This is a genomic window from Photobacterium sp. 270122K (assembly GCF_059941365.1).
This window is the reverse complement of the sequence record NZ_JBPOEN010000017.1, coordinates 56,494-81,134: the sequence shown is the minus strand read 5'-3', so window position 1 is coordinate 81,134 and position 24,641 is coordinate 56,494. Positions and strand designations below refer to the sequence as shown.

The window sequence follows — 24,641 nt, the reverse complement described above, 5'->3', positions numbered from 1 at the left end:
AACTGTGTTGTTCATTACCGAAGTAATGAACGAATTGACTGTGCCAAAATAACTTGCGTCATTTTGTATTGGTCACTCAGTATCATTGATAATTCTTTTGTTGACTATCATTTCACGAGTGCCCACACAGATTGCATGGTCAAATTGTTAAAGAACAATACTGACTTACGTTACCGGCTAGCGCCGCTGTCCGTGTCAGTGAGGTCGCATTATAGAGCGTTCGATCACATTGGCAAGGGGGTTTTGACAAAAAACCGGGATATCTAGATTGTTCGGACAAAAAACACACGAAGCCATCAAAATACACCCTTAAAGCTGTTTGAATTGCCCTGCAAAGTCACTGACTTTATCCCAATCGGTATATTCCACTTCTTTTGTGGTGTCTGTTTCCCCGCCTGTAATGCGCATAATCAACTGGATCATTACTCGGTCAAACCAACCGTAACGCGGATAACGCAGCGCACCCGCAAATACCGCCTGCAATGTTGGCTGCCACGGCGACTTCTTCAAGAACGTCTTCATATAGACGCTCGTTTCAGGGGTATTCTTGCCGGGTTTGCGAGCGGTGAGATTGACACAGAAAAAGGCTACTTTGTTTTGTTCGAGTTCTGGCAGATAACGATCGATAAAATGATAGAGCTTTTTATTGAGGTGCCCATAACGAATAGAGGCGCCTATCAGTACACGACTGTACTGACTGAAATTGATGGTCGGTGACGTATTCACATCCACCAGCTCACAACAATACTCAGCCCCAAGGGTGGTTTCGATGTGCTGCAAAATTTTAACGGTTTGTCCGTCACTGCTTGAATGCAGTAATAGTACCTTTTCCACGGGCTACTCCTTCTTTATATAACCAGCGACTTAATTGCGCCAAAACGTTGGGGTAAACAACACCAACAACGTAAACACTTCGAGACGCCCAAACAGCATCGCAATCACTAACACCCATTTCGCCGGATCATTGATTTCCCCGAAATGCACAGCCACTTCCCCCAAGCCAGGGCCGAGGTTGTTTAGGGTTGCTGCCACCGCGGAGAATGCGGTGAGTTCATCCAATCCCGTGGCGATCAGCGCCAGCATACAAACCACAAACACCAAGGCATAAGCGGAAAAGAAGCCCCACACGGCATCGACAACACGTTGTGGCAAGGCTTTATTCCCCACCTTAATGGTGTAAATCGCGCGCGGATGCACGAGGCGCTTCAGTTCTCGCACCCCTTGCAGCAACAGTAGCAACATACGGATCACTTTAATCCCGCCACCGGTCGACCCTGCACAGCCCCCCACAAACGAGGAAAACAACAATAGAACCGGTAAGAACAACGGCCACTCAGAAAATCCGGTAGTGGTAAAACCTGCTGTCGTCGAAATCGACACGGTTTGGAATAATGCCTGATCAAAAGCATCAAAATACGAATCATAAGAATGGTGCTTCAACAGCATGCCAAAACAGATCAGCATTAATATAAGCTGCGCCGCCAAAAATGCGCGAAACTCGGGATCGCGCCAATACGTCCGCAAATGAATACCGCCATTCGCAAAGGCGGCAAAGTGCAGTGAGAAATTACAGGCCGATATCAACAAGAACACCACTGTGATCATATTGATGGTAGGGCTGTTGAAATACCCCATACTGGCATCGTGAGTTGAGAAACCGCCAATCGCCACCGTCGAAAAGCTGTGAGAGATCGCATCAAATACCGACATACCCGCTAACCAAAAAGCCAATGCACAGCTAATGGTTAACGCGAGGTAGATATACCACAGCGCTTTGGCCGTCTCTGCAATACGCGGGGTCATTTTACTGTCTTTCACCGGCCCCGGAATTTCAGCGCGATAGAGCTGCATTCCCCCGATACCCAGTACCGGTAAGATGGCGACAGCCAACACGATGATCCCCATCCCGCCAAACCATTGCAGCAGCTGACGGTAAAACAAAATCGCTTTGGGTAAATGGTCTAGCCCGACAATCACCGTGGCCCCTGTTGTCGTGAGCGCAGAAAAGGATTCAAAAAAGGAGTCCGTCACCGACAAGTCAGGGTTTTCAGCCAAAATGAACGGCACCGCACCGGCACTGCCGATCACCGTCCAGAACAGCACCACAATTAAAAATCCGTCTCGGGCTTTTAATTCACGTCGATGGTGTCGATTAGGCGCCCAAAGTAGCGCACCGCCGGCGAACAGTAAGAAAAAAGTCACGACAAACGGAAAGCCAGCACCGTCGCGGTATAGTAATGCCACCAGCGCGGGAGCCAACATGGTGACACTGAACAGGGCCAACAAGAGCCCAACGATTCTAATAATGGAACGAAATTGCATGGCCTTATTCGGCTCTCATCGTTAAAAATTCAACATAACGGATCACGGCGTCTCATCCTCACGCACGATCGCCACAATCTGCCCGCCACTGCGGTTCACCAACTTGGCACAGAATTCCGCCTCAACCCGGCGATCCAGTTCCACCACCATGGTTACCTGATGGCTGTATTCTGCACTCATTTGTTGACCGGCAAGTTCAGCCAGCAACGTCTCCACCAAAGACACTTGATTATACTCGCAGCATAATGCCAGTTCTGAAGTTATTATCTTTTCTTTGGTTTGCAGCACAGTTAGAGCCTGCTGCACCCCGCCACCGTAGGCTTTCACCAACCCACCGGTACCGAGCTTGATCCCCCCCGAATAACGGGTTACGACAGCGGTGATCTCGCCAATCCCCGATCCCGTGAGCTGCGCCAAGATCGGTTTGCCTGCCGTGCCCGATGGCTCGCCATCATCGCTGAAGCCCCATTGCATTGAATCTTCCGGCCGCCCGGCCACAAATGCCCAACAGTTATGGCGCGCATCGTGATGCTTCTCTTTGATCTGCTGAATAAAGGCTTTAGCCTGCTCCACCGATGGCGTATGCGCCAAGTAGGTAATAAAGCGGCTTTTCTTGATTTCTTCTTCACACTCCGCAGGCGCGGCGGGGATCACATAGGGATCGGCAGCTGTCATATCGCTCGGTTTCGCATCATCAAAAAAACATACAGCCGGACAGAATACCACATCCCTCCGCCTTCGCTGCCAGACTTCACTGCTGTAATGCATGCGGCTTCACACGGTAAAAATGCCCATTAAAAAGGGAAGCTTCTCAGCTTCCCTTATCTTTAGGCCATCTTGGTGCCGTGCTTTATCGCTTACTGCGGCAAATTCACACCACTGACCAACTCCAAACGGACATGGTCAACACGGCTATCTCCGTCTAATCCGTCAATCACAGGCAACAGGTTGTTACCGGCTTGCGCTTTGAATAACACAACATCTTGCGTGCTATAGACGATGTCCAGTTGGTTGTCTTGCGCGACCTGCTGGGCGCTGACACCTGCAGCTAAACGCACCAAAATTCCGCCACTCACTTCAACCGGTCCTTGACGAGAACCGGCTTGCAACAAGCGATCACCCACTTGCACACTCACATCGCCTCCTGCGGCGGGCAAGCCAAACGTACGGGCTGATCGCGCCTGTGTGGCGGGTGCTAATTTAGTGTATTGCTCACCGGCGATCTGGACATCACCCGCCGCAACCCATGCCGCTTGCACTGGCAATGACGGCAGATCCGACAACGCCGCTTGCGCCGACGTCACCGCACTGCCTGTCATCAAGACACTTCCTATCAATGTTGCATACATCATTGTCTTCATGATCACTTTTCCTCATGGCCAAAGAAACGAATATCCCACGACTTCAGGACACCATCCTGAGCATTATTGGGTAACCCGACAGGAAAGACATTCTGTGGGTCAAAGTAGGCAAACCATGTTTGCGCATCGCTATTGGTATCACGTACCACCAGCTGCCATTCCCCTTCAACCTCTTCACCGTAGAAATGGTGCGAGAGAAGAACCTGCTGATCAAAACCGGTCACTAAAGGCTCTAGCGATTGGCTCACTAACCCCGTACGCGGTGACAACAAGACGCTGCGCGTACCCGACGGGGAAACCAATTCAATCGCCAAATCGTTCAAACGTTGATGATCGATATTAAGCTTCACTTGAAGACTTTCCACCACAAAATCATCGTGAGTAGACACAAACGTCGAGCTCGCGCCTGCCAAAGTGGCATCAGGGATCACGACCTCTGCCGCTGTACTTGCCCACTCCGTAACCGTCAGGGGTGGTAATGGATCGTTATAATGCAACGCCATCATCACCGCACCATCGACATTGACGCGACCGAGGCCATAGAAGTTATGGAAATCATAACCGGCTGCATTCGTTTGCCATCCAGGGATCGCATCATAAGTCGCAGGGATACCTGACGCTTGGGTAAAGGTCAGCGGAACACCGGCATGATCTGGATCTGTTTTAGTGGCGGTAGACGCCAAGATATGACGTACATCGCGCCAGTTTAGTGCCGGGTTAGCTGACATCAGCAAAGCAATGGCGCCAGACGTATTCGGCGCCGCCGATGAGGTTCCGTTCATCGTGCCGTTGTAATCACACGTTGGATCCAATTCGGTGCCGCCGTGTAGCGCATTGCCCGTCGAGCCCGTCATGTTATAACCGGCCGCACAACCGCTTAAATCGGTCGTTACCATCGCGGGTGCATCCACCCCGTACTCGCCACCCGGCGCGGAAACAAACACGTTAGCCCCAACAGAGCTGTATGATGACAAGCCCCCGTCCGCATTCAACGCCGACACGGTCAAATTCCAATAGCTGGCATTGGTTGGGGTTAAGTTACTGTCTTGCATGGGTAGGCCGTCATTGGGTGGCCCCACACGGTTCGCGTCAAAGAAGTCACCCGGCAACACAAATGCCCCGCCGAAATTCGCCCCGAGCCAACCATAAAAATAGTTGTAGCTGTTACCGGCAGATTTAACGAAGAGGCTACCTCGTCCTTGGTGGGAGTCACGCGTGACGCCTTCATAGACTTGCTCTTCCAACGCCAGACTCGGGTTGGCTACCAAATCATAAGCCACCGGATAAATCGTCGAATACCCGTAGCTTTGGTTGAAGACGCGAGTATCTTGCGTATTGGCTGCTGCCCCGTGCGACATCAACCACCCTTCAACCGTTTGTGCTTTCAGCCAGTTGAACCCTTTTAAGCCGGCTTTCGGTGCCACACCGCGCCCGCCAATGGCATTCCAACCCACCGCGGCCGTTAACCCTGCGACAGCCGTACCGTGACTGTCACCGGGATCGTCTGGCGAAGGATCATTGTCATTATTGAGTATATCCCACGACCCCGGACGAATATTCGCCGCCAGATCGGGATGCCCAATTTCCAGCCCATCATCAATAATGGCCACGTTCACGCCCACGCCGTGGATCCCCAGAAGGTGTGTCAGCCACAAGTTCATGTCTTGTCCCGGTGTCCCCGCCGATTGAGAAAAGGCAGTTTGACCGGTATTACGCAGGTGCCATTGATGCGTAAACAACGGATCCCCAGGCGGGAGATCGGGCACCCAGCTGAGGTCAATATCAGTACCATGGACAGGCGCAGGCTTCATCAACACCGCCTGACCCGTCGCAGGCAAGAGGACGGCCGCCAATGCTGCTGCGGCGAATGTCAGCTTTGTCTTCATATCTATCGATCCTTCGATTGGATAATTCCCCGCAGCCCTATACTGCGGATAATCCATTTACAACCGCCATGTTAAAAAATACCAGCGAACAAGGTTAACAAGGCGTAATTTCTGGAAGCATTTCCCAGAAAATATAATCCATTGAAAAAGAGCACAAACTCCCTTCATTTACGGCGTGAATTGTGCGTTACCTCCAAAAAACACCCCACCAGACGTTAAATAAATGTTTAGCCTTGGTGTTGTAATCGTTGCATATCGGGTTCACACTGAAAGTAACCTTGCGACAGGTCAAACCAGTTAAATCACTGCCAGCGCAGACTGGCCCTCATGGAGATAGCCTATGATTTACCACGGTGACACCCTATCCGTCCGCGACCAAGGCAGTGGCATTGCCGAACTCCACTTCCATGCCCCCGGCACAATCAATAAGCTTGACCGCCATACCCTTCTTCATCTGGAACACGCATTACAGGCCATCGCCGCGTGGCCGGATCTCAAAGGCGTATTGCTGACGTCCGGCCACGCTGCATTCATTGTCGGAGCGGATATCAAAGAGTTCCTTGGCCTGTTCGCCTTACCGTCTGCGCAATTGTCCGCTTGGCTCGCCCACGCCAACCGTATTTTCAATCAACTGGAAGATCTCCCGGTACCCACTCTGTCCGCCATCAATGGCTATGCTTTGGGCGGCGGATGTGAGTGCGTCCTCGCTACCGATTTCCGCTTAGCGGATACCGAGGTTCGCATTGGCTTGCCCGAAACCAAACTCGGGATCATGCCCGGCTTTGGTGGCACCGTCCGTTTACCGCGGTTGATTGGGGCCGATCCTGCGATGGCTATCATCACTGCCGGTAAAGACAAAAATGCCACCGACGCGTTAGCCCTTGGCTTGATCGATGGCGTCGTCGCGCCGGAACATCTACATACTGCAGCGATGACCATGCTAAAAGAGGCCATTGACGGCGATCTTGACTGGCAACACCGTCGCACACAAAAGCAAGCGCCTCTCGGCCTCAATCACATTGAAGCCAGCATGAGCTTCACCACCGCCAATGCGATGGTTGCCACGCTCGCAGGCCCACATTACCCCGCGCCGGCTGCCGCCGTGAAAGCCATCGAAGCCGCTGCTCACTGTCACCGCGACGACGCACTGGCCATCGAAAACCAGTATTTCATCACCTTGGCCAACACCGATGCCGCCCAAGCGTTAGTGGGGATCTTTCTCAATGATCAGTACATCAAAGGGCAAGCCAAACAGGCCGCCAAGGCCGGGGGGAAGACTCAGCGCGCCATGGTACTGGGAGCTGGGATCATGGGCGGCGGCATTGCCTATCAGTCGGCGCGTAAACACGTCCCGGCGATCCTCAAAGATATTCAGCCCGTCGCACTGGATGTCGGCATGAAAGAAGCCGCGAAGTTACTTAACCAACAATTAGTCCGCGGGCGGATTGACGGCTTAGGCATGGCCACCGTCTTAGCCAACATTCATCCCACCTTGCATTACGCCGATGCCGACAGTGTAGACGTGGTGGTTGAAGCGGTCGTCGAAGATCCGGCCATCAAAACCCGCGTGTTGGCTGACGTTGAACGCCATGTCCGCGATGACACCGTGATCACCTCCAATACCTCTACCATCCCGATCACCGCGTTATCACATGCCCTGTCACGCCCCGAAAATTTTTGCGGCATGCACTTTTTCAATCCCGTGCACAAAATGCCTTTGGTGGAAATCATCCGCGGCCCCAAAACGTCAGCAGCCACCCTCAACCGTGTGGTCGCCTACGCTGCCCAAATGGGCAAATCCCCCATTGTGGTCAATGACTGCCCCGGCTTTTTCGTCAATCGGGTGCTCTTTCCTTACTTTGCTGGTTTTAACCTGCTACTGCGTGACGGGGCGGATTTCATCCACGTTGATCGGATCATGGAACACACGTTTGGTTGGCCGATGGGACCGGCTTATTTATTGGATGTGGTCGGCATCGACACCGCCCATCACGCACAAGATGTGATGGCCAACGGCTTTCCCGAGCGCATGGCTAAACCGGACAACAGCGCGATGGATGCGCTATTCCAAGCCCAGCGTTTTGGCCAGAAGAACGGCGGGGGTTTCTACGGCTATACCACCAATCGTAAAGGCAAACCCAAAAAGGCCATCGATCCCAGTGTGCATGCCCTGTTAGCGCCCACACTCGGTGATCCCCAGACCTTTGACGCCGAGGCCGTAACGGCACGCATGATGATCCCCATGATCAATGAAGTTGTGCGCTGCCTTGAAGAAGGGATTATTGCCAGCCCAGCCGAAGCCGACATGGCATTGGTGTACGGCCTCGGTTTCCCACCGTTTCGCGGCGGGCCATTCCGCTATCTCGATACCGTTGGCCTTGCCCAGTATGTCGCCTTGGCCGATCGCTATGCCCACCTCGGCGCGATCTATCACGTACCGGATGGATTACGTGATAAAGCCGCCCAAGGTGCGTGTTATTACCCCGCCCCGACGGCCACTGACTTAGGATGAGGATGCGCCCATGAAGCCTGTTGTAATTGTTGACTGTATTCGTACCCCCATGGGGCGCTCAAAAGGCGGTGCTTTTCGCCATGTGCGTGCCGATACCCTGTCAGCGCACTTGATGCGCGGCTTATTGCAGCGTAACCCTGACGTTGATCCCGCCCAGATTGAAGACATCTATTGGGGCTGCGTCCAACAAACTCTGGAGCAAGGGTTCAACATTGCCCGCAATGCCGCCTTGCTGGCAGGGATCCCCCATTCGGTCGCCGCCACCACAGTCAATCGCTTGTGTGGCTCCTCGATGCAAGCCCTGCATGATGCGGCACGCGCAATCATGGTAGGAGATGCTGAGATCTGTCTGGTGGGTGGCGTCGAACACATGGGTCACGTCCCCATGACCCATGGGGTCGATATTCACCCCGGCCTGTCAAAGTCTGTCGCACAAGCGGCAGGCATGATGGGGCTCACCGCCGAAATGCTGGCCCGTTTACATGGGATCAGCCGCACGCAACAAGATGCGTTTGCAGCCCAGTCCCACCAGCGTGCGCAGGCAGCAACCCAAGCCGGTTTATTTGAGGCTGAAATTTGGCCTACCGAAGGCCATGACAGTGAAGGCCGCCTGACCGTTTTTCATCACGATGAAGTTATTCGGCCGGAAACCACCATCGACACCCTCGCCACCTTGAAACCGGTGTTTGATCCCGCCCACGGCAGTGTGACGGCCGGTAATGCCTCGGCGTTATCTGATGGCGCCGCGGCCATGCTGATCATGAGTGAAGATCGGGCGCGCGCATTAGGGTTACCGATCCGAGCCCGCATCACCGCCATGGCCGTGGCGGGTTGCGATCCCTCCATCATGGGATACGGCCCAGTGCCGGCGGTAAACAAAGCCTTACAACGGGCAGGCCTGAACATGGAAGACATGGGAGTGGTTGAGATCAATGAAGCGTTTGCCGCGCAATCTTTACCGTGCCTGAAAGATTTGGGGTTGCTCGATGCCATCGATGACAAAGTCAACCTCCATGGCGGCGCCATTGCCTTGGGTCACCCTTTGGGCGCATCGGGGGCGAGGATCTGCACGACACTGATCAATCTGATGGCACAACGTGATGTCCGTTATGGTTTGGCGACACTCTGCATTGGTCTGGGCCAAGGGATCGCCACCGTGTTTGAGCGGGTCGACTAACCGTCTTACACGCGATCATTCCAACCTGCCGCCGATAATCTTGTGGGCGGCTTTTCCTTGTCCTCTCATTCTCTGGCTATCTTGTTGTGTTTTCTCTTTTTTATGCCATCCAAATGCATGTAGATCATAAAGTAAATGCTTATTATTCATTTTATTCATAGTTATTTAACGACTACACTCATAGGCAATTTCATCCGCTTGTGAATTCGGAGCATCCCATGTTTAAGGCACTGGTACTAAACCAAGAAGATAAAAAAACCCTCGTTTCTATCGAGCAACTTGATGAGAGCCAACTTCCTGAAGGCGATGTCCTGATCGACGTCGACTACTCTTCGCTAAACTACAAAGACGGTCTGGCAATCACAGGTAAAGGCCGCATCGTGCGTCAATTCCCAATGGTGCCAGGGATCGATTTGACCGGTACTGTGGTTGAATCTGCCGATGCCCGTTACACAGCGGGTGACAAAGTCGTACTGACAGGTTGGGGCGTGGGTGAAGGCCACTGGGGCGGCATGGCGGAAAGAGCACGCCTGAAAGCTGACTGGTTGGTGCCGCTACCGAGCAACCTTGATGGCAAACAAACCATGATGATCGGTACCGCCGGTATTACTGCCATGCTGTGTGTACAAGCATTGGTTGATGCGGGTATCAAGCCAGAATCCGGTGAAATCTTGGTGACCGGTGCAAGCGGCGGTGTCGGCTCAGTGGCGGTAACCCTACTGTCTCAACTCGGCTACAACGTAGTTGCGGTGACAGGCCGTATTGCTGAAAACGGCGAACTACTGAAGTCACTGGGTGCAACACGTGTGGTTGAACGCAGCGAATTTGCCGAACCGGCCCGTCCACTTGATAAGCAATTGTGGGCCGGTGCCATTGATACTGTCGGCAGTAACATGCTGGCGCGCGTATTGTCTCAGGTTGATTACGACGGCGCTGTTGCTATTTGTGGCTTGGCAGGCGGTTTTGATCTGCCGACAACCGTGATGCCTTTCATTCTGCGTAATGTGAAGTTGCTGGGTATTGATTCCGTGATGTGCCCATTTGAGAAGCGCCAAAAAGCGTGGCAACGCCTGGGCGAACTATTGCCAACCAGCTTCTTTGAACAAGCTTGTCGTGAAGTGGCACTCGAAGACGTGGCGGAATGCGCAGAGGCCATCACCAACGGCCAAATCACCGGCCGTGTCGTGATCAAACTGAAATAAGTGACACTGAATAAGAAATAAGGTTGCCCGGTGTGGCAACGTGACTACCTTGGCCAGCCTCGCGCTGGCCTTTTTTGTCCCTAGTCAAACCATCTCTCGGCGTGACGATAACCCACGCGTCAGATCAACCCTAACTCGTGTACCCGCTTATCAATCAGCTTGCCACACTCTTCTTTGATCAACTGACGCAGCCAGATCTGCGGCGCGGAATGCTCACAGCGAGGATGCCAAATCAACGAATAATCAAACGGCTTAAACTCAAACGGCAAAGGCTTCACCACCAAGTCATGTTTGTCCGCCACCAAGTAGGCTAAATCGGCAGGCACGGTAATGATCAGTGGCATGGTTTCAACAATCGCCAGCGCCGCTTCCAGATGATACGCACGCAGTGCCATCTTACGCGCCGGATAACCGCGCAGTGCGTCATCAATCAGGGCTTTTACGCCATCACTGATGGCAATCATGGCATGCGGATAGGTCAGGTAATCCTGCACCGTCAACTCTGCATCCGCCAGCGGGTGGTGCTTGGACAACATACAGAACACGCTCACGCGGCCCAAGTGATCGCTGCAGAGCGGCTCCACCGGGCCGGTCGGGCGACAAATCGCCATGTCACACCCGTCGGACGTCAACTGAGTCAGCATATGGTCGTGCTGCAACGGGGCAAACTCCAGCGAGATCGCCGGCGCTTCACTGTAGATACGGGGTAAAGCAAACGGCAAAATGGTCTGCATCGCATAGTCGGTGGTGGCAATCACAAACCGCTGCTGGCAGGCATGCGGCTGAAAATCATTGGGGGTCAGCAAGGTACGCATCGATTCGAGCGGTTCATTGAGCAACTCATTGAGCTCAAGGGCGCGTTCCGTCGGCAGCAAGCGTTGTCCCTGCCGCGTGAATAAGGGATCCCCGAGTAAATCGCGCAATCGGCCCAAAACCCGACTCATCGCCGACTGACTCAAATTGAGTCGCACCGCCGCTTTGCTGACACTGCCTTCTTCCAGCAACACTTTCAGTGCCACCAATAAGTTCAAATCCCGGCGATAGACTTCTTCGAGCTCCATAGCTAACCTTTTGTGATTCATTCTATGGCTATTATACGCAAGTCATCTCAAGATGCGCAGGTCAGCGAGGGGCTCATAAGGCGGGGAAGTCATAAAGCAGACAAAAAAATCCCGCTCTAACAGCGGGAGAAGCCCAAGAAACGGGATGTGGATAGCATCATCGATAACATCATCACACCACGTTAGCTTTCTTCTTCTTCGAGATCGGCCGTTTGCGTGAGCTCAAGCCATAAACCGAAGGCGGCAGCGATAAGACCACCGAGGGTGATCAGGCTGGTTTGTTCTGGTGCCCGCAGAATCAACGTACAAAACGTGATAAAGCACAGCACGGCATAAATTGTCAGGCGATCCATCTGAGTTAACATAATTCCTCCTAATCCATCAGAAGCCAACGTTAACGAGTTGTTAATTACGTTACACGTTTTACCCTTCTTTGCCAACCCTTATTGATTAATTCTTGGCCATCAGTATGATCACCTCTCTTCGCAATCACATGTAAAAATCAGTAAAAGTTATGACTGCACATTTTGAGAATCCCACCCATACACTCGACGCAGAAGGACTGCGCTGCCCAGAGCCGGTGATGATGGTGCGTAAAACGGTAAGGAAAATGACGGACGGCGAAACCTTACTGATCACCGCCGATGACCCGTCGACCACCCGTGATATCCCAAGCTTCTGTCGCTTTATGGATCACACCTTGGTCGCCACAGACACCGAGACCCTGCCTTATCGTTACTTGATCAAGAAAGGCCGAGACTAAAAAAGGCAGCTCAATGAGCTGCCTTTCGTTTATTCGGTATCAGTCGCGGTAACTGTTCTCGGTGCTCTCTCGCAATTGCCGCTGCGCTTTTTCCAGCTCATGGCGTAAATCACGCATTTCCTTTTTCATCGGCAGCACATAACGGATCCGCACCAGCGCATCGACGGACAGATATGTCATGACCAAGGCGCCCACCACCATCGGTGGCCACATCTCCGTCAGTACCATGCCCAGAATATTCAGTGCCAGTGCGAGATTAAACAGCCAAAACTGGCTCTTTGGTGATATTGCAAGAAAACGGTCCATAACCTCTCCTCAACAGCCTCTACCAGACTCACCCTCTTACCTTATCATGGCCATCTCTCCCGTGCCGCTGCGGGCTTCACACTTTATCCACGATGATCGCGTGAATGCCACTGCAAATAACGACACAGATAAAGCCAATAACACGCGAGCGGCACAGGTATGTTTCACATGAAACATACCCGTGATCAAACCTATGATGAAACCTGTGATGGGACCAACGCGCTGCCTTTACAGGCCAACACCGGCCGCAAATGCCAGTACCAAAAACAGCCCGGCAGTCACTTTACGGATCAGCGCCAAAGGCATTCGCTCGGCCGACAACTTGCCAATCAAGACCACTGGCACATTGGCCAGTAACATTCCGATCGTGGTACCCAATACCACCCATACCAACGCCTCATGGTAACGCGCCCCCAATACCGTGGTGGCCACTTGGGTTTTATCGCCGATCTCCGCCACGAAGAACGCAATAAAGCTGGCGATAAACGGGCCTCGACTGGAAATGGTTTCGTCATCATCGAGTTTATCGGGGATCAAAATCCAGCCAGCCATCGCAACGAAGCTGACCACCAAGACCCATTTAAGGACGTCTGGCGTCAGGTAATCAGCCACGACCACGCCGAGCCACGCGGCCAACGCATGGTTGGCAATGGTGGCAAAGAAAATCGCCAGAATAATAGGAACGGGTTTACGGTATCGGCTGGCCAGCAGCAAAGACAACAGTTGGGTTTTATCACCGATTTCCGCTAAGGCAACGGTGGTGATGGAGATAGCTAACACACTCACGACAGGCTCTTGGGGGCGAGGAAAAATCAACAACCACAGGCAAACGCGCACGCCCCACCCCGGTTCATGCTGGTTTACCAATGGTCTCGCCAAACTCACGTGTAGGGTTCAGTGTGAGTCACAAACGCCATGAAGATGTGCTTCAAATATGTTGACGTTTATCTTGTTGGGACAAGCGGCTACTCCCCAAAGGAGGCGCAATTGTAACCACCGTGTACAACAGGATCAAGACCCGTCGCACAATGACAGGATCAAAAAAGGGGCAAACAGCCCCCTTCTTTTGTTCATCGCGATGCGCGCAATTTTCTGCGCAAGCAGGCTGTGAGCCTTATGAGCGAGGCGACAACACGATCTCAACACGGCGGTTCTCAGAACGGCCTTGTTCAGAGTTGTTTGACGCAATCGGATGGGCTTCCCCCATGCCTTTGGTCACGATACGGTTGCTGGCTACGCCATCACGCATCAACTGGCTGCTCACTTCGCTGGCACGGACTTGTGACAAACGTAGGTTGTACGACGCCGCACCGGTGCTGTCGGTGAAGCCATACACATTCAACTGGGTCTTGTCGTACTCTTTCACCACCAACGACACGTTGTACAGGGCCTTTTTCGCCGGGGTGCTCAGATCGGTTTGGTCAACACCAAAGGTGATCGCGTTTGGCATGTGCAGGACAATATTTTCCCCGTCACGTGACACGCTGATCCCCGTCGATTGCAACTGTTTACGCAGTTCGGCTTCTTGCACATCCATGTAGTAACCAATACCGCCACCCAGCGCAGCACCTGAAGCAGCACCGATCAATGCCCCTTTACCGCGATCGCTTTTGCTTGATGACGCCACCCCAATGGCTGCGCCCGCAATCGCGCCGATCACACTGCCTGTGGTGGCTTTCGCCGACTGTGATTCACCGGTGTAAGGATTGGTGGTGGAACAGCCAGTACTCACAACAGCCGCGGCTGTGGCAAATACCATGTTACGTACCCATTTGCTCGATTTAGCGCTAATCGTCAAATCCATCTTCGTTATCCTACTTACTCAGCTCGGCGTCAGGCCGATGTTATTGTGTATGCTTTATTAGCGTATCGTGTTAACACGTCGCTAATGACATTGATGATAGTCGCATTGTACGCCCCCGACCCCAAGAGATATCAGAGCAATGTAAAATTCCACGACCCATCCTGCCTTTACCAAAGTAATTTGCGCAAATTAAATAAAGATGACCAAAAAACATGCACAAACCCTACTAGCACAAAGGCGGGCAAGGTATACTGGATAGTTACATTACATCCATTTATCCATCAATCACGCGAAGCTGACAATGCAGAAATTCGACATTAAAACCTTTCAGGGCATGATCCTCGCGCTGCAGGATTACTGGGGCCAACAAGGTTGTACTATCGTACAGCCATTGGACATGGAAGTCGGTGCAGGTACCTCTCACCCAATGACATGTCTCCGTGCGTTAGGTCCAGAGCCAATTGCAGCGGCGTACGTGCAACCTTCTCGCCGTCCAACCGATGGCCGTTACGGTGAAAACCCTAACCGTCTACAGCACTACTACCAGTTCCAGGTGATCATCAAGCCATCACCGGACAACATCCAGGAATTGTACCTGGGTTCACTGGAAGCACTCGGTATCGACACCCAAGTTCACGACATCCGTTTCGTGGAAGATAACTGGGAAAACCCAACGCTTGGTGCGTGGGGTCTTGGCTGGGAAGTTTGGTTGAACGGAATGGAAGTGACGCAGTTTACGTACTTCCAGCAAGTGGGCGGCCTTGAGTGTAAACCTGTTACGGGCGAGATCACTTACGGTATTGAACGTCTTGCGATGTACATCCAGGGTGTTGACTCGGTGTACGATCTGGTTTGGACCGATGGCCCGCTAGGCAAAGTAACCTACGGTGACATTTTCCACCAAAACGAAGTTGAACAATCAACGTACAACTTTGAACACGCTGATGTGGAATTCCTTTTCACGTACTTTGATCAGTGTGAGAAAGAATGTAAATCACTGCTTGAATTGGACACGCCACTGCCGCTACCGGCGTACGAGCGCATCCTAAAAGCAGGCCATGCCTTTAACCTTCTTGATGCACGCAAAGCGATCTCTGTGACAGAGCGCCAGCGTTACATCCTGCGCATTCGTAACCTGACCAAACAAGTTGCAGAAGCGTACTACGCATCACGCGAAGCCCTTGGCTTCCCAATGTGTAAAACCAATAAATAAGGGAACGGCATGAGCGAACAGAATTTCCTAATTGAACTGGGTACCGAAGAGCTGCCACCAAAAGCCCTGCGTACCCTAGCACAAGCCTTTGCCGACAACTTTGCGGCAGAGCTAAGCGCTGCCGATCTTGCCCACCAAGGGATCAAGTGGTTTGCAGCCCCTCGTCGTCTGGCACTGCAAGTGACGGCACTGGCTGAAGGCCAATCAGATAAAGTGGTGGAAAAGCGTGGTCCTGCTGTGTCTGCTGCTTTCGATGCTGACGGCAACCCAACCAAAGCCGCACAAGGCTGGGCACGCGGCAACGGGATCACCGTTGAGCAAGCCGACCGCATGATCACCGACAAAGGTGAATGGCTACTGTTCAAACAAGAAGTGAAAGGCCAAGCGGTACAATCACTGTTGTGTGAACTGGCAGCGAATGCACTGGCAAAACTGCCTATCCCTAAGCCAATGCGTTGGGGTGACAAAGACACGCAATTCATCCGTCCGGTAAAAACCCTGACCATGCTATTGGGTGATGAACTGATCCCTGGCACCATTTTGGGTGTGGAATCGGGCCGTACTATTCGTGGTCACCGCTTCATGGGTGAACCAGAAATCACCATCGACCATGCCGATCAGTACCTGACGTTGCTTGAAACACGCGGTAAAGTGATGGCCGATTACGATGCCCGTAAAGCCATCATTCTGGCGGATGCACAGCAAGCGGCACAAGCCGTTGGCGGCATTGCTGATCTGGAAGATGATCTGGTTGAAGAAGTCACCTCTTTGGTTGAGTGGCCTGTCGTACTGACGGCGTCATTTGAAGAAGACTTCCTGAACGTCCCATCTGAAGCCTTGGTGTACACCATGAAAGGCGATCAGAAGTACTTCCCGGTTTACGATGCAGCAGGCAAACTGCTACCGAAGTTTATCTTCGTGTCTAACATCGTGTCTAAAGATCCAAGCCAGATTATCAGCGGTAACGAGAAGGTGGTACGCCCACGTCTTGCTGATGCGGAATTCTTCTTTAAGACTGACCGTAAGCGTCCACTTGTTGAGCGTTTGACTGAACTTGATAACGTGCTATTCCAGAAACAACTGGGTAGCCTACGTGACAAGACAGACCGCATCACTGCATTGGCAGGTTTCATTGCCCCACAAATCGGTGCCAACGTTGAACACGCAGAGCGTGCTGGCCTGCTGTCTAAGTGTGACTTGATGACCTCAATGGTCTTCGAATTCACTGACACCCAAGGTGTGATGGGCATGCACTACGCTCGCCACGACGGTGAAGCCGAAGAAGTCGCACTGGCACTGAACGAGCAGTACATGCCACGTTTCGCCGGTGACGATCTGCCAAGCACCGCGGTATCAGCAGCGGTTGCCATGGCTGACAAGCTAGACACGCTAGTGGGTATCTTTGGTATCGGTCAGGCACCAAAAGGCAGTGACCCATTTGCCCTACGTCGTGCGGCGCTGGGTATCCTGCGTATCATCGTTGAAAACGGCTACGACTTGGATTTGGTTGCATTGATCCGTAAAGCGCGCGAGCTGCTGGACGGCAAACTGACCAACCAGAACGTGGAAGAAGAAGTGCTTGAGTTCATGCTTGGCCGCTTCCGTGCATGGTACCAAGATGCCGGCCACAGTGTGGATGTGATCCAAGCGGTATTGGCACGTCGTCCAACCCAGCCTGCTGACTTCGACAAGCGTGTGAAAGCGGTAAGCCACTTCCGCGATTTGGATGCGGCAGAATCACTGGCGGCGGCGAACAAGCGTGTCGGTAACATTCTGGCGAAATTCGACGGTGAATTGGCGGCAAACATCGATCAGTCTCTACTGATTGAAGACGCAGAAAAAGCATTGGCGAACGACGTGGAAGCGATGCTGGCTACCCTGGCACCTGTCTTCGCAGCGGGTAACTACCAGCAGGCATTGTCTGAGCTGGCGACCCTACGTGAAGCCGTGGATGCCTTCTTCGATAACGTGATGGTAATGGCTGATGACGAAGCACTGAAAGTGAACCGTCTGACCATGCTGAACTTGCTACGTAACGAGTTCCTGAAAGTCGCTGACATTTCGCTCCTGCAGAAATAAATCACCGCACGGTAACCCGTCTTAAGCCCTGACTTCGGTCGGGGCTTTTTTATGCCTGCGTTTCACGTGAAACACGGCAACCTTACTGCTCAATAAATCATCAGATCCTCTTCCCCTGATCCGGCCATTGCGGTATGTTGATGGCGCACACAACATAAACCATAACCTAATAACACAAGAGACAGACAACCACAGACCGAGGTCAGAAGTATAAAGATGGAGTTTTCTACATTCGGTGACAAGTTCGCCCGCTATTCTGCGATCACCCAATTGATGGATGATCTGAATGATGGCCTTCGCACCCCTAACGCGATCATGCTCGGGGGCGGCAACCCTGCCCAGATCCCAGAAATGGTGAGCTACTTTACGCAGCTCTGCCAAGAGATGGCCGCCTCCGGCGAGCTGACGCAGGCATTGACCAACTACGATGGCCCACAAGGGAAAGACACCTTCCTGCAGGCGTTAGCCGCACTGTTCACAGCGCAGTACGGCTGGGCGATTACGGCCGACAATATCGCCCTGACCAACGGCAGCCAGAGTGCCTTTTTCAATTTGTTTAATCTACTGGCCGGCGAACAGGCTGACGGGACCAAGAAAAAAATTCTCCTGCCCTTAGCGCCCGAATACATCGGCTACGGCGATACCGGCTTGTGCGATGACATGTTCATCTCCTACCGACCAGAAATTACCCTGCTCGATAACGGACAATTCAAATACCATGTCGACTTTGATCGCTTGGTGGTTGATGAGCACATCGGGGCGATCTGCGCCTCTCGCCCCACTAACCCCACTGGCAACGTGCTGACCGATGCAGAAATTGCCAAACTAGATACATTAGCCCGCGCCCACAATATTCCGCTGATCATCGATAACGCCTACGGCACCCCGTTCCCCGACATCATTTTTGAATCCGTCAAACCGTTTTGGAACAGCAACACCATCTTGTGCATGAGCCTGTCGAAGCTCGGGTTACCCGGCGTACGCTGTGGGATCGTGATCGCTCATGCGGACATCATCACCGCCATGGCCAACATGAACGGGGTCTTGAGTCTGGCGCCTGGCAGTGTCGGCCCGGCCATCGCCCACCAAATGATCAAACGTAACGATCTGCTGCCACTGAGCGAAAACGTCATTAAGCCATTTTACTTACGCAAAGCCCAACAGGCGGTTGAACTGTTACAGCAAGCCATGCCGGATCCACGGTTTCGTATTCATAAACCGGAAGGCGCGATATTTCTCTGGCTGTGGTTCAAGGATTTACCCATCAGTACACTGGAGTTGTACCGCCGCTTAAAAGCGCGGGGCGTGTTAATCGTCCCGGGGGAATATTTCTTTATTGGCTTGGACGATGATTGGCAACATGGCCATGAATGTTTGCGGATGAACTACGTGCAAAGCGATGAGGTGATGCAACGAGGCATCGCGATCATCGCCGACGAAGTGATGGCCGCTTATCAAGCCGCCTGAGCATGACTCACTCCGCCGGTTTCACGTGAAACGTGTTAATACACCGGCAGAGACAACGGCGTGGCAAGACACAAGCATACCGTTAAAAAACAGGCACAAAAAAGGTCAGCCTCGGCTGACCTTTCACACCTCTATGATTGAGAACAACAGTGCTCACACTGTGTGTTCTCCCTTTCGGCTTTATTCGCTTTCCAGCAACGAACGGCCATTAATGGCAATCTTACGCGGCTGCTGCTCTTCTGGAATTTCGCGTTCCAGATCGATATGGAGCAACCCGTTTTCCATCTCGGCACCGACCACTTTCACATAGTCTGCCAACTGGAATTTACGTTCAAAATCGCGCTCTGCGATCCCTTGGTACACATACTGGCGGGCAACCTCAGGCTCACTGTCGCGGGTGCCCCGTACAATCAGTTTGTTTTGCTGCTGAGTAATATCCAGTTGTGCTTCAGCAAACCCCGCCACCGCCATAGTAATACGGTAGTGGTTGTCATCTTGCTGTTCGATATTGTACGGCGGGTAACCGGCATTGTTGTTGGCGGCTTGTTTTTCCATCTGGTTAAACAGGCGATCAAAACCAATAGCAGAACGGTATAGCGGTGTGAAATCAAGATTACGCATGGTGATATCCTTCTTTATGGAAGCAATGTTGTCATCGTAGGTGTGAAGCGACTCTCCCTTGTGGGACGAGTACAACGCGGGCCCACCGAGTGGCGCCCTGCTCTTCATTAATAGATATGTGGTGCGTGCGGGTTCTTTCCAACCCCTATGTAAAAAATAATCAGGGGAAAAAAGCAAAAAAAAACGCCACAACAACGTGTGGCGTTTTAAGCTATCTGTCGACGCTATCTGACTGACGTCAGTGCGGGATTAGATATCCAGGTTTGCGTTCAGGGCGTTCGCTTCAATGAAGTTACGACGCGGTTCAACCTGATCACCCATCAAGGTGGTGAACAGTTCATCCGCCGCAACAGCGTCATTGATCGTCACCTGCAACATACGACGCGATTCTGGATCCATCGTCGTTTCCCACAGCTGCTCAGGGTTCATCTCACCCAGACCTTTGTATCGCTGTAGGCTTAAGCCACGGCGTGAATCTTTGATCAACCAGTTCAGTGCTTCTTTAAAGCTCACTACAGCTTGCTTGCGCTCACCGCGCTGCACGTAAGCGGACTCTTCAAGGAAGTCACACAAGGTTTCCGACAGATCAGCCAGCTTGCTGTACTCTTTTGAGTTAAAGAAGTCGAAGCTTAGCGGGTAATCGTATTCCACACCGTGTGTACGAACCACGATCTTCGGCAACCACACACCCTGCTCTTCATCACAGAATAGCTCTGAGGTGTACTGGCTTTCACCCGACTGTTTGTGGTTCAGCGCGTCAACCAGTGGCGTCACCCATGCGTTCACCATCGCCTGATCAGCCAGTGCATCAAGGTTCAATCGAGGCTGATACGTAAGCTCATTCAGTAGCAAGGCAGGGTAACGGCGGCTCATGCGCTCAACCAGTTTACCTACGCTGTTGTACTGCTTCACCAAGGTTTCAAGGGCTTCGCCTGAAATCGCTGGCGCACCTTCTGCCGTAAACAATGCCGCATTGTCCAGTGCCAACGCAACCTGGTACTGGCTCATGTCTTCATCATCTTGAATGTACTGCTCTTGCTTGCCTTTCTTCACTTTGTACAGCGGTGGCTGTGCAATGAAGATATGGCCACGCTCGATCAGCTCAGGCATTTGACGGTAGAAGAAGGTCAACAGTAGCGTACGGATGTGCGAACCATCGACGTCGGCATCGGTCATGATGATGATGCTGTGGTAACGCAGTTTATCCGGGTTGTATTCGTCGCGGCCAATGCCACAACCCATTGCAGTGATCAAGGTCGCCACTTCTTGCGAAGACAGCATCTTGTCAAAACGGGCTTTCTCTACGTTCAGGATCTTACCTTTCAACGGTAGGATAGCCTGGTTCTTACGGTTACGACCCTGCTTGGCAGAACCGCCCGCAGAGTCCCCTTCCACAATGTAGAGTTCAGACAGCGCAGGATCTTTTTCCTGACAGTCGGCCAGTTTGCCTGGCAAGCCAGCCAAGTCCAACGCACCTTTACGGCGTGTCATTTCACGGGCTTTACGCGCCGCTTCACGGGCACGCGAGGCATCAATAATTTTAGTACAAACGATCTTCGCGTCAGCAGGGCTTTCAAGCAGGAATTCCGCAAACTTCTCGTTCATCGCAGATTCAACCGCGGTTTTCACTTCGCTAGAAACCAGTTTATCTTTGGTCTGGCTCGAGAATTTAGGATCCGGAACTTTTACCGAAATAACGGCCACCAAGCCTTCACGCGCATCATCACCGGACGTCGCGGTTTTCGCCTTCTTCGAGTAGCCTTCTTTGTCCATAAAGGAGTTCAGGGTACGCGTTAGGGCGCCACGGAAACCAGCAAGGTGGGTACCCCCATCACGCTGTGGAATGTTATTGGTGAAACAGTACACACCTTCTTGGAAGCCATCGTTCCATTGCATCGCGACTTCAACGGAAATACCGTCTTCACGCTCAGTATCAAAATGGAACACTTTCTGATGGATAGGTGTTTTATTGCGGTTTAAGTGCTCAACGAACGCGCGGATGCCCCCTTCGTACATGAAGTGGTCCATCTTGCCTTCCTCGCGCTCATCAATCAGTTTGATGGACACGCCAGAGTTAAGGAATGACAATTCACGCAGGCGTTTCGCCAAAATTTCGTAATGGAATTCAATATTGCTGAACGTTGCGTCGCTTGGCCAGAAACGGATACGGGTACCGGTTTTGTCTGTGGTACCAATCACAGCCAGCGGGGCTTGCGGTTCACCATGGTGATAAACTTGCTGATGAATTTCACCACCGCGGTTGATGGTCAATTCCACTTTTTCAGACAGTGCGTTCACAACAGAAACGCCCACCCCGTGAAGACCACCAGACACTTTGTAGGAGTTGTCGTCAAACTTACCACCGGCGTGCAATACCGTCATGATAACTTCAGCGGCCGAGACACCCTCTTCCTCGTGTATCTCTGTTGGGATACCACGACCATCATCGCTCACCGACACTGATCCATCTTCATGGATAGTGACAATAATATCTTCACAGTGACCGGCAAGCGCTTCATCGATAGAGTTATCGACAACCTCAAAGACCATATGGTGCAAACCAGTACCGTCATCGGTGTCGCCAATGTACATCCCTGGGCGCTTACGTACCGCATCAAGGCCTTTTAATACCTTGATACTTGATGAATCGTAGTTGTTGGACATTGAGTTACTCTCGCTTAAATTATCCTGCGGTTATTTTACCGTGTTCCACATGAAACATCTTGCCATTTTCATCATGCATTTCAGCTATCTGCTCAATGCTGATCGCACTGATAAACACTTGGGCGCCAGTGGCCTGTAACCGTTGTGCTAACAAGGTGCGACGATGGCTATCCAGCTCGGAAGCAAAATCATCAATTAAATATATACACTGCTTGCCCGTCGCTTCCGTGAGGTGTACCCCTTGCGCCAAACGCAACGCACACACCATCAGTTTAAGCTGACCACGGGAAAGCACATCTTCAACCGGTGTCCCGGCGACCTTGATCCGCAAGTCCGCTTTATGCGGCCCACTTGCGGTATACCCCAGCTGGCAATCACGCTCAAAATTGCGGCGTAGCAACTCAGCATAGGGGGTCTCTTTTTCCCAACCGCGGTAATACCCCAGTTGGATATCGTACTCGGGTAAAAAACCTTGGCAGATTTCCGCCGCTTTGGCTTTCACCTCATTCAAGTAGGCGTCTCGCCATTGATCGATCTGCTCCGCCAAGACGGCCAATTCCTGATCCCAATAGCTCAACTCACGGTAATGCCGTGCCGTTTTGAGCAAAGCATTACGCTGTTTGGTCAGGCGTTTAACGCGACTCCATGCGTGATAAAACGCAGGCTCAACGTGAAAGACCCCCCAGTCGATAAAAGCGCGACGAAATTTCGGCCCACCACTGAGCAAATCAAACCCTTCCGGGGTAATGAGTTGCAACGGTAGCACCTGCGCCAACTGGGCCAATTTTTGACTCCCTTCGCCACCGATTTTCAGTTCGGTGGTGCCATCGCGTTTTTTGTTAATGCCGACGGGCAATGCGATCTGTGAGGCGGATTGCAACCGGCCATGCACAAACAGCTCAGGCTGTTCATGGCGGATCACCCGTCCGGTCAAATGACTGCGGAACGAGCGACCATGACCGAGAAAATGAATGGCTTCCAGCACGCTGGTTTTGCCGCTGCCATTGGCACCGACCAAAAAATTAAAGCCTGGCGACAAGGTCATGTCGCAGGCTTCAAGGTTGCGGAAGTCTTTGACAATAAGACGGGTTAACGCCATGTCTTAGAGCCTGATTGGCATGACCACATACATGGCATCGCCATTGGCGCTGTCTTCCAAGAGCGCACTGGCATTGGCGTCGGTCAGTGACCACCGTACCTGCTCGCACTTCAGGGTATTCAACACATCCAGCACGTAGCTCACATTGAATCCAATCTCTAGCGGGTCGCCTTGGTAATTCACATCCAAGAATTCTTCGGCTTCTTCCTGCTCAGGGTTATTGGCGGTAATGCGCATTTCACCCTCAGACAAATTCACGCGAACACCACGGAATTTTTCGTTCGATAAAATCGCCGCGCGGGAGAACGCTTTACGCAGTTCATCACAGCTTGCTTCCACCACTTTGTTGCTGTTTTGCGGTAACACACGGCGATAATCAGGGAAACGACCATCAACCAGTTTCGAGGTGAAAATATAGTTGTTCACTTGCGCGCGAATGTTCGAGTGACCGATTTGGATCTGTACGTCGTCGTCTGGGCTGTCGAGCAAACGCATCAGCTCCATCACCCCTTTACGCGGTACAATGATCTGCTTGGCGGGCATGGCCTCTTCCAATGCAATGGCGCACACCGCCATACGGTGACCATCGGTCGCGACAGAACGCAACTGCTGGCCATCGGTTTCAAATAACATGCCGTTCAAGTAATAACGCACATCTTGGTGCGCCATGGAAAACTGGGTACTGTCGATCAGCTGACGCATACGCCCTTGTGGCAAACGCAGCTCGACGTCGCTCTGCCAGTCTTCGATGTTCGGGAAATCCGCCGCCGGCAACACAGACAGCGTATAACGGCTACGGCCAGAACGGATGATCACGCGATCCCCTTCTAAGGCCACCGTGATCACAGCGCTGTCCGGCAATCCTCGGCAAATATCGAGGAATTTACGCGACGGGACCGTGACGGCACCCGGGGCAAAATCCCCTTCCAGTGCCAGGCGGGCGATCATTTCCACTTCCAGATCGGTACCGGTCATCGACAGACAACCGTCATCAACCACCATCAGGATGTTACCCAAAATGGGCAGCGATGGGCGGCTACCCAAGGCACCTGAAACCTGCTGAAGGGGTTTTAATAAGTGTTCGCGTGCTACGGTAAATTTCAT

21 protein-coding genes and 1 riboswitch are annotated in these 24,641 nt (G+C 52.4%); of the genes, 7 read left to right on the top strand and 14 right to left on the bottom strand.

Translation table 11 applies throughout. The features are described 5' to 3' along the window. Positions 1 to 309: 309 nt before the first annotated feature. The 5 genes from hemG to ACSF8W_RS22855 all read right to left on the bottom strand — a co-directional run bounded on the left by hemG (position 310) and on the right by ACSF8W_RS22855 (position 5,569). Positions 310 to 834 carry a menaquinone-dependent protoporphyrinogen IX dehydrogenase gene (gene hemG / locus ACSF8W_RS22875; protein ID WP_500849393.1) on the bottom strand — a complete coding sequence of 175 codons (525 nt, stop codon included), beginning with the start codon at positions 832 to 834 and terminating at the stop codon, positions 310 to 312. Between the two features lie 30 nt (positions 835 to 864). Continuing rightward, complete coding sequence (locus ACSF8W_RS22870; protein ID WP_500849392.1) at positions 865 to 2,322, bottom strand: TrkH family potassium uptake protein; 1,458 nt, start codon at positions 2,320 to 2,322, stop codon at positions 865 to 867. A 42-nt stretch (positions 2,323 to 2,364) separates the two neighbouring features. Continuing rightward, on the bottom strand, positions 2,365 to 2,997 hold the full coding sequence (locus ACSF8W_RS22865) for a YigZ family protein (RefSeq protein WP_500849391.1): 633 nt from the start codon (positions 2,995 to 2,997) through the stop codon (positions 2,365 to 2,367). A 182-nt stretch (positions 2,998 to 3,179) separates the two neighbouring features. Further along, complete coding sequence (locus tag ACSF8W_RS22860; RefSeq protein ID WP_500849390.1) at positions 3,180 to 3,683, bottom strand: serine protease external chaperone; 504 nt, start codon at positions 3,681 to 3,683, stop codon at positions 3,180 to 3,182. 2 nt (positions 3,684 to 3,685) lie between these two features. Next, complete coding sequence (locus ACSF8W_RS22855; protein ID WP_500849389.1) at positions 3,686 to 5,569, bottom strand: S8 family peptidase; 1,884 nt, start codon at positions 5,567 to 5,569, stop codon at positions 3,686 to 3,688. A gap of 340 nt (positions 5,570 to 5,909) precedes the next feature. Between ACSF8W_RS22855 and fadB the strand changes: the two genes are divergently transcribed. The 3 genes from fadB (at position 5,910) to acuI (ending at position 10,460) form a co-directional block, all read left to right on the top strand. Next, positions 5,910 to 8,081 (top strand): fatty acid oxidation complex subunit alpha FadB, encoded by a 2,172-nt coding sequence (fadB, locus tag ACSF8W_RS22850; protein ID WP_500849388.1) that lies wholly within the window; start codon positions 5,910 to 5,912, stop codon positions 8,079 to 8,081. Between the two features lie 10 nt (positions 8,082 to 8,091). Next, entirely contained in the window at positions 8,092 to 9,258 is a 1,167-nt protein-coding gene (fadA, locus tag ACSF8W_RS22845; protein WP_500849387.1) for an acetyl-CoA C-acyltransferase FadA, read from the top strand. Between the two features lie 218 nt (positions 9,259 to 9,476). Then, positions 9,477 to 10,460: an acrylyl-CoA reductase (NADPH) gene (acuI, locus tag ACSF8W_RS22840; protein WP_500849386.1), complete on the top strand. Its 984-nt coding sequence runs from the start codon at positions 9,477 to 9,479 to the stop codon at positions 10,458 to 10,460. 119 nt (positions 10,461 to 10,579) lie between these two features. On the opposite strand, the gene ACSF8W_RS22835 is transcribed toward acuI, so the two are convergent. Then, positions 10,580 to 11,521: a LysR family transcriptional regulator gene (locus tag ACSF8W_RS22835; protein WP_500849385.1), complete on the bottom strand. Its 942-nt coding sequence runs from the start codon at positions 11,519 to 11,521 to the stop codon at positions 10,580 to 10,582. Between the two features lie 182 nt (positions 11,522 to 11,703). Further along, the gene (locus ACSF8W_RS22830; RefSeq protein ID WP_428478194.1) at positions 11,704 to 11,886 is read right to left on the bottom strand and encodes a hypothetical protein; all 183 of its coding nucleotides are present in this window, start codon (positions 11,884 to 11,886) and stop codon (positions 11,704 to 11,706) included. A 149-nt stretch (positions 11,887 to 12,035) separates the two neighbouring features. On the opposite strand from ACSF8W_RS22830, the gene tusA reads away from it, so the two are divergent. After that, entirely contained in the window at positions 12,036 to 12,284 is a 249-nt protein-coding gene (gene tusA, locus ACSF8W_RS22825) for a sulfurtransferase TusA (protein ID WP_500849384.1), read from the top strand. 39 nt (positions 12,285 to 12,323) lie between these two features. Here tusA and ACSF8W_RS22820 read toward each other — a convergent pair whose 3' ends face one another. The 3 genes from ACSF8W_RS22820 to ACSF8W_RS22810 all read right to left on the bottom strand — a co-directional run bounded on the left by ACSF8W_RS22820 (position 12,324) and on the right by ACSF8W_RS22810 (position 14,394). Then, a complete protein-coding gene (locus ACSF8W_RS22820) occupies positions 12,324 to 12,590 on the bottom strand; it encodes a hypothetical protein (RefSeq protein WP_500849383.1) in 267 nt (88 codons plus the stop codon). A gap of 228 nt (positions 12,591 to 12,818) precedes the next feature. Further along, positions 12,819 to 13,376, bottom strand: coding sequence for a TMEM165/GDT1 family protein (locus tag ACSF8W_RS22815; RefSeq protein ID WP_500849396.1), 558 nt, complete (start codon positions 13,374 to 13,376; stop codon positions 12,819 to 12,821). A 91-nt stretch (positions 13,377 to 13,467) separates the two neighbouring features. Next, positions 13,468 to 13,572, bottom strand: a riboswitch (yybP-ykoY riboswitch). A 132-nt stretch (positions 13,573 to 13,704) separates the two neighbouring features. Further along, positions 13,705 to 14,394 carry a YiaD family glycine zipper/OmpA-like lipoprotein gene (locus tag ACSF8W_RS22810; protein WP_500849382.1) on the bottom strand — a complete coding sequence of 230 codons (690 nt, stop codon included), beginning with the start codon at positions 14,392 to 14,394 and terminating at the stop codon, positions 13,705 to 13,707. Between the two features lie 301 nt (positions 14,395 to 14,695). On the opposite strand from ACSF8W_RS22810, the gene glyQ reads away from it, so the two are divergent. The 3 genes from glyQ (at position 14,696) to ACSF8W_RS22795 (ending at position 19,153) form a co-directional block, all read left to right on the top strand. Next, positions 14,696 to 15,607, top strand: coding sequence for a glycine--tRNA ligase subunit alpha (gene glyQ, locus ACSF8W_RS22805; RefSeq protein WP_500849381.1), 912 nt, complete (start codon positions 14,696 to 14,698; stop codon positions 15,605 to 15,607). A gap of 9 nt (positions 15,608 to 15,616) precedes the next feature. Then, entirely contained in the window at positions 15,617 to 17,686 is a 2,070-nt protein-coding gene (glyS, locus tag ACSF8W_RS22800; protein WP_500849380.1) for a glycine--tRNA ligase subunit beta, read from the top strand. A gap of 216 nt (positions 17,687 to 17,902) precedes the next feature. Further along, positions 17,903 to 19,153 carry a valine--pyruvate transaminase gene (locus ACSF8W_RS22795; protein ID WP_500849379.1) on the top strand — a complete coding sequence of 417 codons (1,251 nt, stop codon included), beginning with the start codon at positions 17,903 to 17,905 and terminating at the stop codon, positions 19,151 to 19,153. Between the two features lie 180 nt (positions 19,154 to 19,333). Here the strand turns inward: ACSF8W_RS22795 and ACSF8W_RS22790 are convergent, their stop codons facing one another. The 4 genes from ACSF8W_RS22790 to dnaN form a co-directional block, all read right to left on the bottom strand. Beyond that, complete coding sequence (locus ACSF8W_RS22790; protein ID WP_500849378.1) at positions 19,334 to 19,774, bottom strand: Hsp20 family protein; 441 nt, start codon at positions 19,772 to 19,774, stop codon at positions 19,334 to 19,336. Positions 19,775 to 20,023: 249 nt separating this feature from the next. Further along, a complete protein-coding gene (gyrB, locus tag ACSF8W_RS22785) occupies positions 20,024 to 22,438 on the bottom strand; it encodes a DNA topoisomerase (ATP-hydrolyzing) subunit B (RefSeq protein WP_500849377.1) in 2,415 nt (804 codons plus the stop codon). A 19-nt stretch (positions 22,439 to 22,457) separates the two neighbouring features. Beyond that, positions 22,458 to 23,537, bottom strand: a complete 1,080-nt coding sequence (gene recF, locus ACSF8W_RS22780; RefSeq protein WP_500849376.1) for a DNA replication/repair protein RecF — start codon at positions 23,535 to 23,537, stop codon at positions 22,458 to 22,460. A gap of 3 nt (positions 23,538 to 23,540) precedes the next feature. After that, on the bottom strand, positions 23,541 to 24,641 hold the full coding sequence (dnaN, locus tag ACSF8W_RS22775; protein WP_500849375.1) for a DNA polymerase III subunit beta: 1,101 nt from the start codon (positions 24,639 to 24,641) through the stop codon (positions 23,541 to 23,543).

Bases quoted from the DNA above. Each gene is read 5' to 3' on its own strand.
- ACSF8W_RS22870 (WP_500849392.1), bottom strand. From the start codon at position 2,322: ATGCAATTTCGTTCCATTATTAGAATCGTTGGGCTCTTGTTGGCCCTG.
- ACSF8W_RS22865 (WP_500849391.1), bottom strand. From the start codon at position 2,997: ATGACAGCTGCCGATCCCTATGTGATCCCCGCCGCGCCTGCGGAGTGT.
- ACSF8W_RS22860 (WP_500849390.1), bottom strand. From the start codon at position 3,683: ATGAAGACAATGATGTATGCAACATTGATAGGAAGTGTCTTGATGACA.
- ACSF8W_RS22855 (WP_500849389.1), bottom strand. From the start codon at position 5,569: ATGAAGACAAAGCTGACATTCGCCGCAGCAGCATTGGCGGCCGTCCTC.
- fadB (WP_500849388.1), top strand. From the start codon at position 5,910: ATGATTTACCACGGTGACACCCTATCCGTCCGCGACCAAGGCAGTGGC.
- fadA (WP_500849387.1), top strand. From the start codon at position 8,092: ATGAAGCCTGTTGTAATTGTTGACTGTATTCGTACCCCCATGGGGCGC.
- acuI (WP_500849386.1), top strand. From the start codon at position 9,477: ATGTTTAAGGCACTGGTACTAAACCAAGAAGATAAAAAAACCCTCGTT.
- ACSF8W_RS22835 (WP_500849385.1), bottom strand. From the start codon at position 11,521: ATGGAGCTCGAAGAAGTCTATCGCCGGGATTTGAACTTATTGGTGGCA.
- ACSF8W_RS22830 (WP_428478194.1), bottom strand. From the start codon at position 11,886: ATGTTAACTCAGATGGATCGCCTGACAATTTATGCCGTGCTGTGCTTT.
- tusA (WP_500849384.1), top strand. From the start codon at position 12,036: ATGACTGCACATTTTGAGAATCCCACCCATACACTCGACGCAGAAGGA.
- ACSF8W_RS22820 (WP_500849383.1), bottom strand. From the start codon at position 12,590: ATGGACCGTTTTCTTGCAATATCACCAAAGAGCCAGTTTTGGCTGTTT.
- ACSF8W_RS22810 (WP_500849382.1), bottom strand. From the start codon at position 14,394: ATGGATTTGACGATTAGCGCTAAATCGAGCAAATGGGTACGTAACATG.
- glyQ (WP_500849381.1), top strand. From the start codon at position 14,696: ATGCAGAAATTCGACATTAAAACCTTTCAGGGCATGATCCTCGCGCTG.
- glyS (WP_500849380.1), top strand. From the start codon at position 15,617: ATGAGCGAACAGAATTTCCTAATTGAACTGGGTACCGAAGAGCTGCCA.
- ACSF8W_RS22795 (WP_500849379.1), top strand. From the start codon at position 17,903: ATGGAGTTTTCTACATTCGGTGACAAGTTCGCCCGCTATTCTGCGATC.
- ACSF8W_RS22790 (WP_500849378.1), bottom strand. From the start codon at position 19,774: ATGCGTAATCTTGATTTCACACCGCTATACCGTTCTGCTATTGGTTTT.
- gyrB (WP_500849377.1), bottom strand. From the start codon at position 22,438: ATGTCCAACAACTACGATTCATCAAGTATCAAGGTATTAAAAGGCCTT.
- recF (WP_500849376.1), bottom strand. From the start codon at position 23,537: ATGGCGTTAACCCGTCTTATTGTCAAAGACTTCCGCAACCTTGAAGCC.
- dnaN (WP_500849375.1), bottom strand. From the start codon at position 24,641: ATGAAATTTACCGTAGCACGCGAACACTTATTAAAACCCCTTCAGCAG.